Annotated in this window: 15 protein-coding genes; 9 read left to right on the top strand and 6 right to left on the bottom strand. The window is 41.0% G+C overall.

Annotation, left to right across the window (positions count from 1 at the left end):
• Window positions 1–127: 127 nt before the first annotated feature.
• Together RT138_RS18115 and RT138_RS18120 are read right to left on the bottom strand one after the other, a co-directional pair.
• Entirely contained in the window at window positions 128–778 is a 651-nt protein-coding gene (locus tag RT138_RS18115) for a DUF6266 family protein (RefSeq protein WP_313191782.1), read from the bottom strand.
• 95 nt (window positions 779–873) lie between these two features.
• Complete coding sequence (locus RT138_RS18120; protein WP_313191783.1) at window positions 874–1,731, bottom strand: DUF4886 domain-containing protein; 858 nt, start codon at window positions 1,729–1,731, stop codon at window positions 874–876.
• A 178-nt stretch (window positions 1,732–1,909) separates the two neighbouring features.
• Between RT138_RS18120 and RT138_RS18125 the strand changes: the two genes are divergently transcribed.
• From RT138_RS18125 to RT138_RS18135, 3 genes are all read left to right on the top strand, one after another.
• Window positions 1,910–2,566: a protein-L-isoaspartate(D-aspartate) O-methyltransferase gene (locus tag RT138_RS18125; protein ID WP_093101430.1), complete on the top strand. Its 657-nt coding sequence runs from the start codon at window positions 1,910–1,912 to the stop codon at window positions 2,564–2,566.
• Window positions 2,567–2,695: 129 nt separating this feature from the next.
• On the top strand, window positions 2,696–4,516 hold the full coding sequence (locus RT138_RS18130) for a MutS-related protein (RefSeq protein WP_313191784.1): 1,821 nt from the start codon (window positions 2,696–2,698) through the stop codon (window positions 4,514–4,516).
• 21 nt (window positions 4,517–4,537) lie between these two features.
• Window positions 4,538–4,939: an acyl-CoA thioesterase gene (locus RT138_RS18135; protein WP_185213468.1), complete on the top strand. Its 402-nt coding sequence runs from the start codon at window positions 4,538–4,540 to the stop codon at window positions 4,937–4,939.
• A 3-nt stretch (window positions 4,940–4,942) separates the two neighbouring features.
• Here RT138_RS18135 and RT138_RS18140 read toward each other — a convergent pair whose 3' ends face one another.
• The 3 genes from RT138_RS18140 to RT138_RS18150 form a co-directional block, all read right to left on the bottom strand.
• Complete coding sequence (locus tag RT138_RS18140) at window positions 4,943–6,019, bottom strand: NADH:flavin oxidoreductase/NADH oxidase (RefSeq protein WP_313191785.1); 1,077 nt, start codon at window positions 6,017–6,019, stop codon at window positions 4,943–4,945.
• A gap of 124 nt (window positions 6,020–6,143) precedes the next feature.
• Entirely contained in the window at window positions 6,144–6,518 is a 375-nt protein-coding gene (locus RT138_RS18145) for a DUF779 domain-containing protein (RefSeq protein WP_313191786.1), read from the bottom strand.
• Between the two features lie 70 nt (window positions 6,519–6,588).
• Window positions 6,589–8,091: an aldehyde dehydrogenase family protein gene (locus RT138_RS18150; RefSeq protein WP_313191787.1), complete on the bottom strand. Its 1,503-nt coding sequence runs from the start codon at window positions 8,089–8,091 to the stop codon at window positions 6,589–6,591.
• 175 nt (window positions 8,092–8,266) lie between these two features.
• Between RT138_RS18150 and RT138_RS18155 the strand changes: the two genes are divergently transcribed.
• Entirely contained in the window at window positions 8,267–9,190 is a 924-nt protein-coding gene (locus RT138_RS18155) for an AraC family transcriptional regulator (RefSeq protein ID WP_313191788.1), read from the top strand.
• Here the strand turns inward: RT138_RS18155 and smpB are convergent.
• Entirely contained in the window at window positions 9,177–9,632 is a 456-nt protein-coding gene (gene smpB, locus RT138_RS18160; protein WP_185213473.1) for an SsrA-binding protein SmpB, read from the bottom strand. The genes RT138_RS18155 and smpB overlap by 14 nt on opposite strands.
• Before the next feature lie 309 nt (window positions 9,633–9,941).
• Here smpB and spt point away from each other — a divergent pair, with 309 nt between their 5' ends.
• Genes spt through RT138_RS18185 form a run of 5 tightly spaced genes read left to right on the top strand, consistent with a single transcriptional unit; the run spans window position 9,942 to window position 14,384 of the window.
• Window positions 9,942–11,153, top strand: coding sequence for a serine palmitoyltransferase (gene spt / locus RT138_RS18165; RefSeq protein ID WP_313191789.1), 1,212 nt, complete (start codon window positions 9,942–9,944; stop codon window positions 11,151–11,153).
• A gap of 12 nt (window positions 11,154–11,165) precedes the next feature.
• Window positions 11,166–12,287 (top strand): hypothetical protein, encoded by a 1,122-nt coding sequence (locus RT138_RS18170; RefSeq protein WP_313191790.1) that lies wholly within the window; start codon window positions 11,166–11,168, stop codon window positions 12,285–12,287.
• The gene (locus RT138_RS18175) at window positions 12,284–13,282 is read left to right on the top strand and encodes an NAD(P)-dependent oxidoreductase (RefSeq protein ID WP_313191791.1); all 999 of its coding nucleotides are present in this window, start codon (window positions 12,284–12,286) and stop codon (window positions 13,280–13,282) included. Before RT138_RS18170 ends, RT138_RS18175 begins: the two co-directional genes overlap by 4 nt.
• 13 nt (window positions 13,283–13,295) lie before the next feature.
• On the top strand, window positions 13,296–13,994 hold the full coding sequence (locus RT138_RS18180) for a CDP-alcohol phosphatidyltransferase family protein (protein ID WP_313191792.1): 699 nt from the start codon (window positions 13,296–13,298) through the stop codon (window positions 13,992–13,994).
• A gap of 3 nt (window positions 13,995–13,997) precedes the next feature.
• A complete protein-coding gene (locus tag RT138_RS18185) occupies window positions 13,998–14,384 on the top strand; it encodes a GtrA family protein (protein ID WP_185213478.1) in 387 nt (128 codons plus the stop codon).
• Window positions 14,385–14,984: the final 600 nt, after the last annotated feature.

Raw genomic sequence — 14,984 nt, forward strand, 5'->3', positions numbered from 1 at the left:
ATTTTTATTTAGAACAATTTTAAATTGCGCCAAATTTATATAATCTGCCCTTATTTACAAAAGCTCAAATTAAATAATATTAAATTTTTTTGTTATTAAGCTATATGCTCTTGGTGATCCGCCTAATTTATATCTTCCCCAGGTACAAACTATCCGTACAATTATAGCTGCCGTCATTAGATAGAAAAGCAACATACAAATGGTAAATCGCATTCTTATTGCTTTTTCTCAAGAAGAGTTGTTGATGTCTTTCTACTAAAAGGTTCCCATTCACCATGCCGTAGATCTTATTGGGGCCATTGACTTCCGGCTGAAGGAGGATCATGATCCTATAGTCTCCCATTCCATGAGCATGGAATAAAATCTTATCGTAATCCCAAGTAATCCTAAAGGAATCCGTTTCAGGACACAATTCAATTTTGATGTCCTGTATTGGGTTTTTAAAGCCTTTACTGATGCTGAACTTCTCCCAATTCAGCTCAAATCTAGATTCCTTTTCTATTATAGCATGCTTAAAATTATACGACATGGCAGCATGATAGCTCGTCCATCCTGCATGATAGTTTTTAAATCCTAATCGGATGTAGGGAAGGAGTTCAGCAATATATTCTTTGAGGTAATTAAACTTGGAGTCTGATTTTTTCCTAGGAAAGATCCTGTCTTTGGTCAATCTTAATTGAGATGGATTTGGCGCAATGGGGCTTTTGTTACTGCTGTAAACAAAAAATCCCACTTTTCCGTTAAGTGGGATTTGATTTCCATTTTTTAAAGTTGCCATATCACACCTGTTTGTTCTAAATTAAACTTACGAAACAGCAGGTTTTAAAGCAAGGTGATCTGAAATTAAATTTCTTTTAAATCAATGTTATTAATCTATTTTTTTATCCTTGATACTTTAAAGGGCTTCTTCACAGCCTTTTTAGCAGCTTCCTTTACAATCTTCGCTTGTAGATCAGTCACCTTTTCGGGTTTATAGTCTGTTTTCGTGGGATCGAGGTTGAACAGTTTAGCATACCAAGTCAGTGCAGCAGCAAATCTACCATAGTCTAGGTTCAAGTGATAACCATCGCGGGTGAAATGGTCACCAATGGAACTGGTCCTTCCATTCTGGATGGTAGTGCCATCAGGAACGATAAAGGCATAATCACCGGTTTTTTCCAATCTCGATGTGACGCTCATGATGCTGTCGTACATATTTTTCTGACTATTGTCATAGTTTGTAAAGCCTTCATGTTTCGAGTCCTGTTGATAGGCCCATGTTTGATGATAAACGAGTTTGGTATCGGGATGTACATGAGCAAATACATACGTCCAAAGGTCGGTTAAGGTTTGCATAACGACATTGTACTTTCCAGAAAGCGGTGAAGCCTGTTGTAAACTCACATAATCCCAGTTTTCATCTGCCAGTGCATCTTCAATACTGGTCTGTTCCGTAGTCTTTTTGGAACCGTCTAAGCTTATTTTACGATAGCTATATGCTTTCAGGTTATTGTGGGCATTCTTAAGGTGCAGGTCCAGTGGTGCACCTCCGATATATAAATTCCCAATAACAATCTTTTTGCCTGCAGTAGTAGATAACTCATGAAGGTAATTTTCTAGGGCATCCTCGGAGAAGCTATTCCCTATCGCAAGGATCTTCATGACATCGTCATCGTTCGGAGAAGTCTCCTGAGCAAGTACTACTTGAAACTGCAGTAATATGATAAACAGATAAATAGTCAGTTTTTTCATTTTATCAATTTTTTGGGTGAGGGCTAGGAATATTATTTTTTAATTTCCTAGACGTATAAAAGTACAAAAAATAAAGCTTAAGGATATTTTCTTTCTCATTTTTCAGAACAGTTCTGAGCTTGAATGTTTTGCATTTTAACCTTAATAATATGGTAAAATAAGGGTAATTTTGAGGCATATGGCTTATAAGTTTATAGACAATTACCGGGAACAGGGCGCAAGGAAGCAGTTGGTGAAGCATCTCGAAAAACGTGGGATAGAGGATAAGAAGGTGTTGCAGGCAATTGCAAAAGTCCCTCGTCATTTCTTTTTTGATGAAACCTTCTGGAACCAAGCTTACCGGGATATTGCATTTCCAATCGGTGATGGCCAGACCATTTCCCAACCCTACACCGTAGCTTATCAAAGCCAATTGCTGCACATCAAAAAAGGCGATAAAGTCTTGGAGATCGGTACGGGCTCTGGTTATCAGACCTGTATCCTGATGGAATTGGGAGCTGATGTGTATACCATCGAACGTCAGGAAAACCTTTACCATCGTACCATTCAGGTATTGCCCTATATGGGCTACAAGCCAAACTTCTTCTTGGGCGATGGTTCCAAAGGTATCCCCGAAAAAGCACCCTATGACAAAATCATCGTCACTGCCGGTGCTCCCTTTGTACCTGAAAAGATGCTGAAACAACTTCGTTTAGGAGGTCTTTTGGTTATCCCGGTAGGTGACGAGAAATTCCAAAAAATGGTCACCATCCTTAGAGTAGGTGAAAACGACTTTGAAAGAATCGAACTCGATACCTTCAGGTTCGTTCCTCTTGTAGGGGATCAGGCGTGGTAGTACCGAAGATTTGAAATAGGAGATAAGAGATTTGAGACGCCTGTAATGGCGTCTTTTTTGTTTTAAAAGCTGAGATTTATCTCCATACTCACATCTCAATTCTCATATCTAATACCTACCTTAGCTCCTATGAGTGCAGATTTCTACCAAAGCAATGTCAATAGGACCAAAGAGGAAATAAAATCATTAGAGAAACAAATCAACAAAAATGCCTTTCTCCGTTTGGGGTTAATGGTCCTTGGGGCTATAGGTATTTGGCAACTGTTTTCCCTGAACAATATCTTTCTGGTACTGGGTGCTTTTCTATTGGTTATCTTTCTCTTTGCATTCTTGGTGTATAGACAGGCAAAGGTTGATCGAAAACTGCAGGAAGCGAAGGTTTTTTTGAGTGTCAATGAAAATGAACTGCATATTCAAGACCGTAAGAAGAACATGTACGATGATGGGGAAGCATTCGAAGATCCTAAACACCCCTATAGTTCAGACCTGGATATCTTCGGCCCTAATTCCTTGTTCGAGCTGGTCAACCGTTGTGCGACAAAAGATGGAGTTGCGGTTTTGCATTCGTGGATGGACGCTCCATCCAACAAAGAGGAGATAGCTGCAAGGCAGGAAGCGGTTCAGGAACTGAAAACAGACCCTGAACATTTGCAGGCTTTCCAAACCAAAATGTTGTTCAATCTAGGGTCCAAGATCAACTTAAGATCCTATATCTATAGTTATTTCCACGATAAATCTTTCCAATTTGGCAATGCCTTCTATAGATTGTATGTTCCCATAGTTCCATGGATCTTTTTTGCTGGTATCTTATTTTCTGTATTTGTCCATAATATCGGAGGCTATCTCCTAGGCTTAGGCATCATACATCTTTTATGGACGATGGCCCAAGCGGGAAAGGTTAGCCATTTCTCCAATAAGATCGATAAAATCGGCGTCTCATTGATTGGATTTGCCGATGCCATCAAATTGATGGAAGATAAAAAGTATACAGCTAGCTTAAATCAGGAGCTTCAAAAAAAGATCGAAGTAGAATCTCAGCAAAAGAAACTTTCCAGTATCATCAATGAACTAGGTAAGTTGATCGATAAATTGGACGTACGCAATAATATGCTGATTGGTGCCATCTTAAATATGCTTGCCCTGTGGGACTTTAAGCAGGTCATGGCCATCAGCAAATGGAAAGATCAATATGAAGATTCCATTCTGTCCGGTTTTGACGCCGTGGCCAAATATGAAAGTCTGGTCTCTTTATCCATTCTTGCGTACAACCATGCGGATTGGACCCAGCCAAATATTTTGGAGGATTTTGAAAAAGACCAACTCTTCGTTGAAGATATCAATCATCCCTTGATCCCAGCCAATAAATCCATCGCGAATGATTATAATGCCCATGACCATAAAATAGCGCTCATTACAGGTTCCAATATGGCCGGTAAGAGTACTTTCCTAAGGACAATAGGGATAAATGCGGTATTAGCCTATACCGGTGCTGTAGTCTGTGCCAAGAAGTTTGCCCTTCCAATCTATCAACTAGTGACATACATGCGTATCAAGGACTCCTTGAACGAGAGCACCTCTACCTTTAAGGCCGAATTAGATCGCATGAAATTTATCCTGGAGCGTGTAAAGGATATTAAGTCAAGCTATTTCTTGATCGATGAAATGTTAAGGGGAACCAATTCCGTAGATAAATATTTGGGATCAAAAGCAATCATCAAGAAGTTGATTGAACTACATGGACGTGGAATGTTGGCGACCCATGACCTTCAGCTTTCTGAACTCGTTAATGATTATCCGGGATACCTTAAAAATTATCATTTTGATATACAGGTGCATGGTTCTGAAATGTTGTTCGATTACAAATTAAAGGATGGTGCTTGTACCATCTTTAACGCTTCGATGCTACTGAAAGGCATCGGAATAGTCGTAGAAAGCGAAAAAGTTGATTAACTTTGCGGCTCAATTCATAAAATGACTATTCAAGAACGTATCGATCAAAGTGAAACACGAATTACCATGACTGTGTTTCCTTCCCTTACCAATCATCATGACACCTTGTTCGGTGGTAAAGCCATGGCGATCATGGATGAGGTTTCCTTTATGTGTGCTACACGTTTTTGTAGAAAATCCCTAGTTACCGTATCTACAGACAAAATCGATTTCCATAAAGCTATTCCTTCTGCAAGCATTGTAGAAGCTGTTGCCCGTGTGGAGACCGTCGGAAGAACAAGCCTAAAGGTGTATGTAGAAATCTTTAGAGAAGGTATGTATGAAGATGGTCGCGAACTGGCGATCCAAGGTCGTTTTACCTTCGTGGCTTTGGGTGATGACAAAAAGCCTATTCCAGTCTTGGAAGGTTTGGATGTAGAATAATTCCTATTCAATTTTTGCCCTTTCATATTGAGGTGCCCAGGTCAGGTCTACGCCCAATTCTTGGGCCCAAGTGTAGACAAGGTGGGGATGTCTCAAGAATTCCCTGCCCAATAAAATCAGATCTGCAGCACCTCGATCTAGGATGTCCTGTGCCTGTTTGGCACTAGTGATCAAGCCGACAGCTCCTGTACTAATCCCACAGGCTTGTTTGACCTGGTCGGAAAAGGGAACCTGATAGCCTGGTTCAACAGGGATTTTCTGGAAGGATACAGCTCCTCCTGAAGAAATATCTACCACTTCAACAGCCTTCTTTTTCAAGAGGTGGGTCAATCTAATGGTCTGCTCTATGTCCCAACCGCCATCAGCCCAATCGGTTGCCGATAAACGGACCCAAAGCGAATGCTCAGTTTTCAAAACTGATTTGATGGCATCTACGATTTCCAACAGAAACCTGACCCTGTTTTCGAAGCTACCTCCATAGGCATCTTCCCTGCAGTTGACCAGTGGTGAAAGGAACTGGTGGATCAAATAGCCATGTGCGGCATGGATTTCTATGATCTGGTAACCAGCTTCAACTGCTCTTTCTGCTGCCTCCTTAAATTGGACAATAATTTCTTGGATTTCGCTCTGGCTTAATCCAAAGGGGGCATGTTCTTTTTCATGGTAAGCAATTGGAGAGGGAGCAACAGTCTGCCAGCCATGTTCCTCATTTGGGGAAAATTGCTTCCTACTTACCCAAGGCAGATCAGTACTTGCCTTTCTTCCAGCATGTGCCAATTGGATTCCCGCCAGGCTTCCCTGACTTTTAATAAAATTGCTTATCTGTTTGTATTTTTTGATATGCTCTTCCTTCCAAATCCCGAGATCGCCGTAAGAAATCCTGCCTTCTGGACTTACCGCAGTAGCCTCTTGGATCACCGCTCCTGCACGTCCAATGGCAAATTGGCCAAGATGGACCATATGCCAATCATTGGCAAAGCCATCAACTGCACTGTATTGGCACATTGGCGAAACAACGATCCTGTTTTTGAGTTCTAAATGAGAAAGTTTTAATGAAGAGAATAGGGAAGTGCTTGTCATCTGTTTTTCTGGGTTTAATAAATTCGACCGATCATTAAATTTAAAGATCATTTATCAAAAAAACAGGATAAATAAGGTTTATTGACATTCAGTAAGCAATTGAACCTAAAAGGTCTAATTTTTATTATTCATTCCGGATGACCTCAGGTAATTCTTTCAGTTCTTCTTCCGTAAATAATCGATAGTGGATCTTGAACGTTTTTCCCATTGGGGTCTCCAATGAAAATCCTCCGGGTCCAAACCCATCCAGTACATCCAATGTAAAATGTGAAAACTTCCAGTATTCGAAAAGATCACGGTCTACCCAAAACTCAAATCCTTCGACCAAACCGATCATGGCATCATTCATCCGGGGATAAAATCCACCCTTTTCAAAGCACTGTGGTTGGGTTCCTTCACAACAGCCACCCGCCTGATAAAACATCAATGGGCCATGCTTTTCCTCTAATTCCTTGATTACGGCTTTCGCATTTTCGGTTACATCTATCCTTGAGATCATAAATATAGCTATTTTAAGAAAGGGGTTATAGAGCATAACCCCTTTTCACACATTTAACTATTAAACTCTATTAAAAGAATCCAAGCTTTTCTTTGCTGTATGAGATGAGCATGTTTTTAGCTTGACGGTAATAGGCTAACATCATTTTGTGGTTCTCACGTCCTATGCCGGATTGTTTATAACCACCAAATGGAGCACCTGCAGGATAACTGTGATATTGGTTTACCCAAACACGGCCGGCCTGTATGGCTCTAGGGACCATGTACAATTCATGGGCATCACGGGTCCATACACCAGCGCCTAAACCATAAATGGTGTCGTTCGCAATGGCGATGGCCTCGTCTACATCCTTGAAGGTTGTAACGGCCAATACAGGGCCGAATATCTCTTCCTGGAAAATGCGCATCTTATTGTTCCCTTTGAATAGGGTAGGCTTGATGTAGTAACCATCGTCGATATCACCACCTAAATGGTTTTCATCGCCTCCAGTCAATACTTCTGCACCTTCCTCTTTTCCTAATTTAATATAGGACATGATTTTGTCCTGCTGTATTTTGGATGCTTGTGCTCCCATCATCACGGTTGGATCCAATGGGTTTCCAACTTTGATCTGGTTCACTCGTTCAATGACACGCTCTATAAACTTGTCATAGATGGACTCCTGGATCAATAACCTAGATGGACAGGTACAGATCTCGCCTTGGTTCAGGGCAAACAATACTGCACCTTCGATTGCTTTGTCCAAAAATGAATCATCCTCGTCCATTACAGACTCAAAGAATACATTCGGTGATTTACCACCTAATTCCAAGGTAACCGGGATAATGTTCTCCGTAGCATATTGCATGACCATTCTACCTGTGGCAGTTGACCCCGTAAAGGCAGCTTTCGCCACTTTCGGATGGGTCACCAGATGTCTGCCTAATTCTGATCCAAATCCATTTACTACGTTTATTACGCCCGGAGGAAGCAAGTCGCCAATGATTTCCATCAATACCATGATGGATGTAGGTGTACTCTCTGCCGGTTTTAGGACTACGGTACAGCCCGCAGCCAGGGCAGGAGCCAATTTCCATACGGCCATCAAGATCGGGAAGTTCCAAGGAATGATCTGTGCCACTACACCGATTGGCTCATTAACGATCAAGGATACCGTTGTGCTATCCAATTCAGATAATGATCCTTCTTCAGCACGGATCACCCCTCCAAAATAACGGAAATGGTCAATTGCCAATGGAATATCGGCATTCAATGTTTCACGTACTGCTTTTCCATTGTCAATGGTTTCCACGATGGCAACTTGTTCCAGGTGCTGTTCAATACGGTCTGCAATCTTAAATAAAATATTGCTACGTTCCGTGGATGAGGTCTTGCTCCAAGTTTCAAAAGCCTTGCTTGCAGCTTCAACAGCTTTATCAATATCCTCCTTTGTGGAATGGGCAACCTGTGTAAATGGTTTTCCATCTATCGGGGAGATATTATCAAAATATTTTCCTTGAGTGGGTGGAACGAAGGTTCCGTTAATGTAATTATCGTAACGCTCTTTGAACGTTGGTCTATTTAATGCGCTCATAGTTCTGTGTTTTTAATAGTTTATATTGGACTCTTTCTCAAATTTACCAAGAGGCAATTTTTTTATATAGCATTATCGTCGCTAATCATAGCATAATATTTTCAAATCGCTTGTTTTTTGATTTTGTTTACTTTTTTTTATTTTTGGTTAACAGCCAATTATAAAATAGAGTCGTATGGGAAAGAATAATTTAGTCCGAGAGCTTCCTTATTCGTCGGAGAGGGAATTGAACACGTTGGTTGAGAATAGACGTGCGTATACATTGAACAATTTCGAATTGAATGTATATGAAACTTATCAACCGAGCCACTTGGTACCCCTACAGTTTAATGATATGGTCATTATCAATATGCTGAAAGGAAAGAAAATAATGCACCTCGAAGATGTGCCCGCCTTTGACTATCTCCCTGGGGAAACCCTCGTGCTCCCAGCGGATAGATCCATGAAAATTGATTTTCCTGATGCAAAGATGATGGAGCCCACCCAATGTACGGCCTTGTTGATTTCTGCCGATAAGATCGAGGAAACCATCGATTACCTGAATAATGCCTACCCTAAAATAAATAATAGCCTTTCCTGGGACTTCTCTTGGAACAAGTTCCATCTGGTAAATACCGATGAACTGGCAAGTTTGACCAATAAATTATTTAGCAATATGATCAGCAACGATCCTTTTAAGGATGTACTTGCCGATCTACTGTTCAAGGAGCTGTTGATTAGGATTATTCAGCAACAGCAATTAGGCGAACTGGTTGAACCTCATTCAATAGCTAATGATGAGATGTCCAACCTGAAAAGATATATAAGGGAAAACCTAACGGAAAGAATTACCATTGAAGACCTAAGCCGAAAGGCTAACATGAGCAAGGCCACGCTCTTTAGGATGTTTAAGGATGAATATGGGATTACTCCAATGGAGCTCGTCATTCGGGAACGCTTGCGGAAGGCAAAAGAAATGCTGAGTGCGAATATGTCTATTAAGGAAGTTTGTTACGCGTGTGGCTTTACCGATGTCAATTATTTCAGCCGTTTATTCAAGGCTCGGGAAAATATGACTCCAGGAAATTACCAGCGAAAAATAGATATTAGCGTTTCATAGCGCGGTCCAATTCTCTCTTACTTTCACGCTCTTTAATGGTTTCACGCTTGTCGAAATCTTTTTTACCCTGTGCCAGGGCGATCTCTACTTTGGCAAAACCTCGGTCGTTGATGAAGATGCGCAACGGTACGATGGTAAAACCCTTTTCTTCCCCCTTTTCACGCAATTTCTTCAGCTCTTTCTTGGTTAATAGCAATTTACGGTCTCTTTTGGATTCATGGTTATAGAATGATCCAAAAGAATATTCTGCGATGTGCATGTTACGGATGTAAAGGCCATCCTCAAAAAAGGCACAGAAACTATCATTGATGTTTGCTTTGCCTTGACGGATGGATTTTATCTCGGTACCCAGTAAAGCTAAGCCCGCAACATAGGTGTCAAGTAGGTGATACTCAAAGGATGCGCGTTTGTTTTTAATGTTAACCGTTGATGAAATTGCCATTTTTATTAATTATATTGAAGCACAAATGTAAGAATTTATGAAATTTTGCAAAATTTCAATGTAATATACACTAAACATTCTCTTAATATTAATTTAATTTTATGATATTTATATGTCAAATGAAACATGATTTGAGGTTTAAGTTTTGTATGTTTGCGTCGATTTTTTGTAAAGAAAGGTAGTAAAAAGTAATATAAACATGATTTAATTTATGTGAATAGAACTTGTTTTGTACCTTTGTGGGATTTTTGACGATTTTTGTTAAAAGTTCAAAAAGTAAATATTATTGAGAAAATAGATACCTGACGAATGAGCAAGGGAAAATTAAACGAAAGAACTGCGCGGTTTTTAAATGGCGAGTTAGGAGATATCAAGTCAAAAAACTTATATGCTTATTTTAGACCGATCCAATCTAAACAGGATACCGAAGTAAAAATTGACGGCCGCAGAGTATTAATGTTTGGTTCGAATTCTTACTTAGGACTGACGACCGATCCTCGAATTATTAAAGCTTCTCAGGATGCCCTTGAAAAATACGGTACTGGCTGTGCCGGTTCCCGTTTTTTAAACGGTACGTTGGATATCCACGTGGAATTGGAGGAGAAACTTGCTGATTATGTTGGCAAGGAATCAGCTATCCTTTTCAGTACAGGTTTCCAATCTAACTTAGGTCCCCTTTCTTGCTTAACAGGTCGTCATGACTACATCCTTTTGGACGAACGTGATCACGCTTCGATTATCGACGGTTCCCGTTTGTCGTTCTCAAAAGTTATCAAATATGCTCACAACAATATCGAAGACCTGAGAGATAAAATCTCCCGCCTTCCTGAAGAAAGCTTTAAGTTGATTGCAACGGATGGTATCTTCAGTATGGAAGGTGATATCGTAAAATTACCTGAACTTGTTCAAGTAGCTAACGAGTTTGATGCCGCAATATTATGTGATGATGCCCATAGTTTAGGCGTAATCGGTCATAATGGTGCAGGTACGGCAAGCCACTTCGGTCTGACCGACCAAGTTGACCTGATCATGGGTACTTTCAGTAAATCCTTGGCTTCTTTAGGCGGTTTCGTTGCGGCGGACAGTGATACCATCGAATTCTTGAAACACCGTGCCCGTTCTTTGATGTTCAGTGCAAGTATGACACCTGCTTCTGTAGCTTCAACATTGAAAGCATTGGAAATTATCCAGACAGAACCTGAGCATATTGAAAAACTGTGGGCGAATACCAACTATGCTAAAAAATTGTTGTTGGAGAACGGATTTGACCTTGGTGCTACAGAAAGCCCGATCTTACCTGTTTTCGTTAGAAACAACGAAAAAACATATATCGTAACTAAAATGCTTCAGGATGACGGAGTTTTTGTAAACCCTGTCGTTGCTCCTGCTGTTCCTGCTGAAGAATCCCTGATCCGTTTCTCACTGATGGCTACACATACCTTCGATCAAATCGATGAAGCTGTCGAGAAAATGACCAAAGTGTTCAAAGCATTGGAAGTTGAAAGTTTTATTAGTGAATAAAATCAGATAGAAGTGATTACTATAGTTCCTGTTGAAAGCAAAAAACAAAGAGCAAAATTTATCGATTTTCCTCATGACCTTTATGAAGGAGATCCAAATTATGTTCCAGAGCTTTTTGTTGCACAGGATGATATGTTGAATCCCGCTAAACACCCGTTCTATAAGCATTCATCCGTGCAATTGTTCTTGGCTTATCAAGATGAAAAGATTGTCGGGCGGATCGCCGCAATTTACAATACAAACCATAATCAGTTCAATAATGTAAATGAAGGGCAATTCGGTTTCTTTGATTGTGTAAATGATCAGGAGGTTGCCGATAAATTGTTCCAAGCTGCTGAAGCCTGGGTAAAAGGCAAGGGTGCAAACAATATGGTGGGACCCATCAACCTGTCTACCAATGACAGCGTGGGCCTTTTGGTTGAAGGTTTCGATAGGCCTCCAATGGCCATGATGCCTTATAATCCCCCTTATTACCAAGATTTGATCTTAGCTGCCGGCTTCGATAAGAAAGTTGACCTGAGGGCTTACCTGGTAAATAAGGAAAACTCCAATAAACGCTCTGTTCTCCTCTTGGATAAACTGGAAACTAGGCTGAAACGTTCTGGAATCATTCTGAGGGAAATCAACATGAAAGATTTCGCAAGGGAAGCTGACAAGATCAAGAAAGTCTATAATAAAGCCTGGGACAAAAACCTAGGGTTTGTTCCCATGACAGATGAGGAGTTTATGCATACCGCAAAAGATTTGAAAATGATCGTTGACCCTAAGTACTGCATCGTCGCAGAAAAAGGGGATGATATCATTGGATTTGCGCTAGGTATTCCAAATGTCAACGAAATCCAGATCAAGATCAAACGCGGGAGGTTGTTGCCAACCGGTATCTTTAAGCTCTTGTTTGGTTTGAAAAAAGTAAAATCTGTAAGGGTTTTAATGTTAGGGGTGCTGGACAATTACAGGAAATTAGGTATTGAAGCCTGTCTTTACGGACGGATCATCAAGAATGCAATCCCATCGGGAATTGTCGAAGCGGAATGTTCCTGGATGTTGGACCACAACTACCTCATGAATCACGCTATTGAACAGATCAACGCTGAATTTTACAAGCGCTATCGCCTTTTCGAAAAAGCGATATGAAAAAAAAGATTTTCATAACTGGTGCGAGTGGTTTTGTTGGCTCTCACCTTGTTGAGGCTGCCCAAAACCTAGGTCTTGAGGTGCACGCTGCGGTTCGTAAATCCAGCAAAATCCAAGATATTCAGCCCTATGTCGATCAGTTTGTCTATCCCAACCTGGGAAATCAGGAAGAATTAAAAGCACTTTTCGAAAAAGAACAATACCATTATATCATCCATGCTGCTGCAATGACTAAGGCTAAAGATGAAAATATAATGCGGGAAGTCAATGTTGGCTATACAGATGCTATTCTGTCGGCAGCAACTGCGGATATCATGCCCTTGGAAAGGATCAGTTACGTGAGTAGCTTGGCGGCCATCGGTCCGATTCCTTACAGCAGTGACCAATTGATCACCGAATCAACGCCATATCGCCCGCTGACGGTGTATGGCAGGAGCAAGGAAGCTTCTGAATTGATGATTCAGGATAAATATCCCGATGCTCCAATTTCCATATTCCGCCCAACGGCCGTATATGGACCCCGCGAAAAGGATATTTTTATCCTTTTCGATACAATGAACAAAGGATTGGACCCCTATATCGGAAAAAATCCACAGAAATTGAGTTTTATCTATGTCAAGGACCTTGTCGACGTACTGTTGAAAGGTTGCATGGTAAAACAAGATGGACTCCAAATGTATAATATCAGTGATGGCGAGGTCTATTCGCGATATGCCATGGCTGAAATTTTCAAGGAAGTCCTGAACAAACGACTATTCAGAATGCATGTTCCTTTAAGTCTGGTGAAAAGCGTTGCCGAACTCTCACAAAGACTGTATCGCAACTCATCCAAAACTCCCGTCATCTACCCTGAAAGACTAAGAGAGCTAACCGCAGAAAACTGGGGTTGTGATATTACACATGCAGTGCAGAACTTAAACTTTGATCCCCAGTATAAATTGGATGAAGGATTGAAGGAGAGTTTGTTTTGGTATAAAGAAAATAAGTGGCTCTAAATTTTCAGTTGAAATGAGTGGACAAAAAATTAATAAAAAGCTTTTTCAAGACAGAAAGCGTACTAATATTTTAAGTAATCCGGAACAGAAGTTAATATCCTATCTCGTTCCAAAGATCCCCGCATGGATCTCTTCTGATGGCCTGACTGCCATCGGTCTTTTCGGCTCTTTTATGATCCTGGGAAGTTTCTTGCTTGCAGAATATGTAAACATTAATTTCCTTTTCCTGGGTATCGTAGGTTTCTTCGTGCAATGGTTCGGGGACTCCTTGGATGGAAGGATCGCTTTCTATAGGAATAAATCCCGTAAATGGTACGGTTTTGCGCTGGATATCGTCATGGACTGGATCTCAACCGTGATGATCGGTCTGGGTTATGTCCTTTATGCTACCGGTGATTTTAAATACCTTGGCTTTACCTTGGTGGCTTTATATGGCTGGGCGATGATCATTTCCCAATTGAGGTATAGGATTACCGACAAGTATACTATCGATGCCGGATTATTAGGCCCGACCGAAATCCGTGTCATCATCAGTTTGGTCATGGTCCTGGAAGTTATCGTTCCTGGTTCCATTAACTATTCGGTTTTGCTGATCTGTATTATCCTGTTCTTCATTAATATTACCGATACCAAAAAATTACTGGATCTTGGGGATGCTAAGGATCTGGAAGAAAAAGCAAATAAGCTAAAGGAATCAGAGATTAAAGAATAAAACATGTCCGACAAACTAAGGGTATTTCTCAGAGCACAGCTGTCCGCTTTTATTGGCGGACTTTCTGATTTTGGGATATACACGTTTTGTTATACGGTACTGAAATTCACAGCTCCCTTTTCCAACGTGATCTCGGGAAGCTTGGGTGCCATTGTCAATTTTACCATCAACCGGTATTGGTCTTTTGGAAACACGCAGAAATCCATTGGAAGCCAATTGTGGAAGTTTATCATCGTTGTTGTCGGTAGCATTACCCTTAAATCCCTGGGGATCCATCTTTTGGTAGACATCTGGCATTTGCACTTCCTGCTGTCCAAGCTTATTGTAGAGATCATTGTCTCTTTAGGCTTCAATTATACGCTCCAAAGGTTTTGGGTATTTAAGCAGTAGCTTATATATAGATAAGATATAAAGGCCAACTTGAAATATTTCAAGCTGGCCTTTTTGTTTTTTGTGCTGGATGGAGGAGGGGAGTGCAATGGTTTCTTTTCTTTTTCGATCTGATTTTGAGGTGTTTTTTTGGAGGTCTCCTTCGGGACTCGTTCGGGGCATGTTCGGGAATGGTCCGGAAAAAGGAGGGAAACGGGCCGGAGCGTACCCGAGGACGCATAGGGGGTTTGGTCGCTTGCGTTGCGAATTTTCGGAATGTGGGTCGAATGAGGTTAAGCGGAAAGGGAGGATTTTTGAACCAGGATTAAAGGGATTGGAGGATGGGCCAAGATCTGGGTTTTGAACCAGGATGGAACGGATTGGAGGATATTTCAGGATCACGGCGCATCAGGTCCGTCCCTTCCGGTCCTGGCCCATCCTCTCATCCTCACCATCCTGGTTCCTTTTCATGATCTTGGTCCATCCTCTCATCCTTTCCATCCTGGTTCTTTCCATGTTCTTGGTCTATCCTCCCATCTTCACCATCCTGGTTCTTTTCATGATCTTGGTCCATCCTCTCATCCTTTCCATCCTGGTTTGTTTCATGTTCTTGGTCCATCC

The sequence above is a fragment of the Sphingobacterium sp. genome (assembly GCF_032065005.1).
In the GTDB taxonomy this organism is placed as follows: Bacteria; Bacteroidota; Bacteroidia; order Sphingobacteriales; family Sphingobacteriaceae; genus Sphingobacterium.

Excerpts from the sequence above, each read along its gene's own strand:
- RT138_RS18115 (WP_313191782.1), bottom strand. The coding sequence starts at position 778 with ATGGCAACTTTAAAAAATGGAAATCAAATCCCACTTAACGGAAAAGTG.
- RT138_RS18120 (WP_313191783.1), bottom strand. The coding sequence starts at position 1,731 with ATGAAAAAACTGACTATTTATCTGTTTATCATATTACTGCAGTTTCAA.
- RT138_RS18125 (WP_093101430.1), top strand. The coding sequence starts at position 1,910 with ATGGCTTATAAGTTTATAGACAATTACCGGGAACAGGGCGCAAGGAAG.
- RT138_RS18130 (WP_313191784.1), top strand. The coding sequence starts at position 2,696 with ATGAGTGCAGATTTCTACCAAAGCAATGTCAATAGGACCAAAGAGGAA.
- RT138_RS18135 (WP_185213468.1), top strand. The coding sequence starts at position 4,538 with ATGACTATTCAAGAACGTATCGATCAAAGTGAAACACGAATTACCATG.
- RT138_RS18140 (WP_313191785.1), bottom strand. The coding sequence starts at position 6,019 with ATGACAAGCACTTCCCTATTCTCTTCATTAAAACTTTCTCATTTAGAA.
- RT138_RS18145 (WP_313191786.1), bottom strand. The coding sequence starts at position 6,518 with ATGATCTCAAGGATAGATGTAACCGAAAATGCGAAAGCCGTAATCAAG.
- RT138_RS18150 (WP_313191787.1), bottom strand. The coding sequence starts at position 8,091 with ATGAGCGCATTAAATAGACCAACGTTCAAAGAGCGTTACGATAATTAC.
- RT138_RS18155 (WP_313191788.1), top strand. The coding sequence starts at position 8,267 with ATGGGAAAGAATAATTTAGTCCGAGAGCTTCCTTATTCGTCGGAGAGG.
- smpB (WP_185213473.1), bottom strand. The coding sequence starts at position 9,632 with ATGGCAATTTCATCAACGGTTAACATTAAAAACAAACGCGCATCCTTT.
- spt (WP_313191789.1), top strand. The coding sequence starts at position 9,942 with ATGAGCAAGGGAAAATTAAACGAAAGAACTGCGCGGTTTTTAAATGGC.
- RT138_RS18175 (WP_313191791.1), top strand. The coding sequence starts at position 12,284 with ATGAAAAAAAAGATTTTCATAACTGGTGCGAGTGGTTTTGTTGGCTCT.
- RT138_RS18180 (WP_313191792.1), top strand. The coding sequence starts at position 13,296 with ATGAGTGGACAAAAAATTAATAAAAAGCTTTTTCAAGACAGAAAGCGT.
- RT138_RS18185 (WP_185213478.1), top strand. The coding sequence starts at position 13,998 with ATGTCCGACAAACTAAGGGTATTTCTCAGAGCACAGCTGTCCGCTTTT.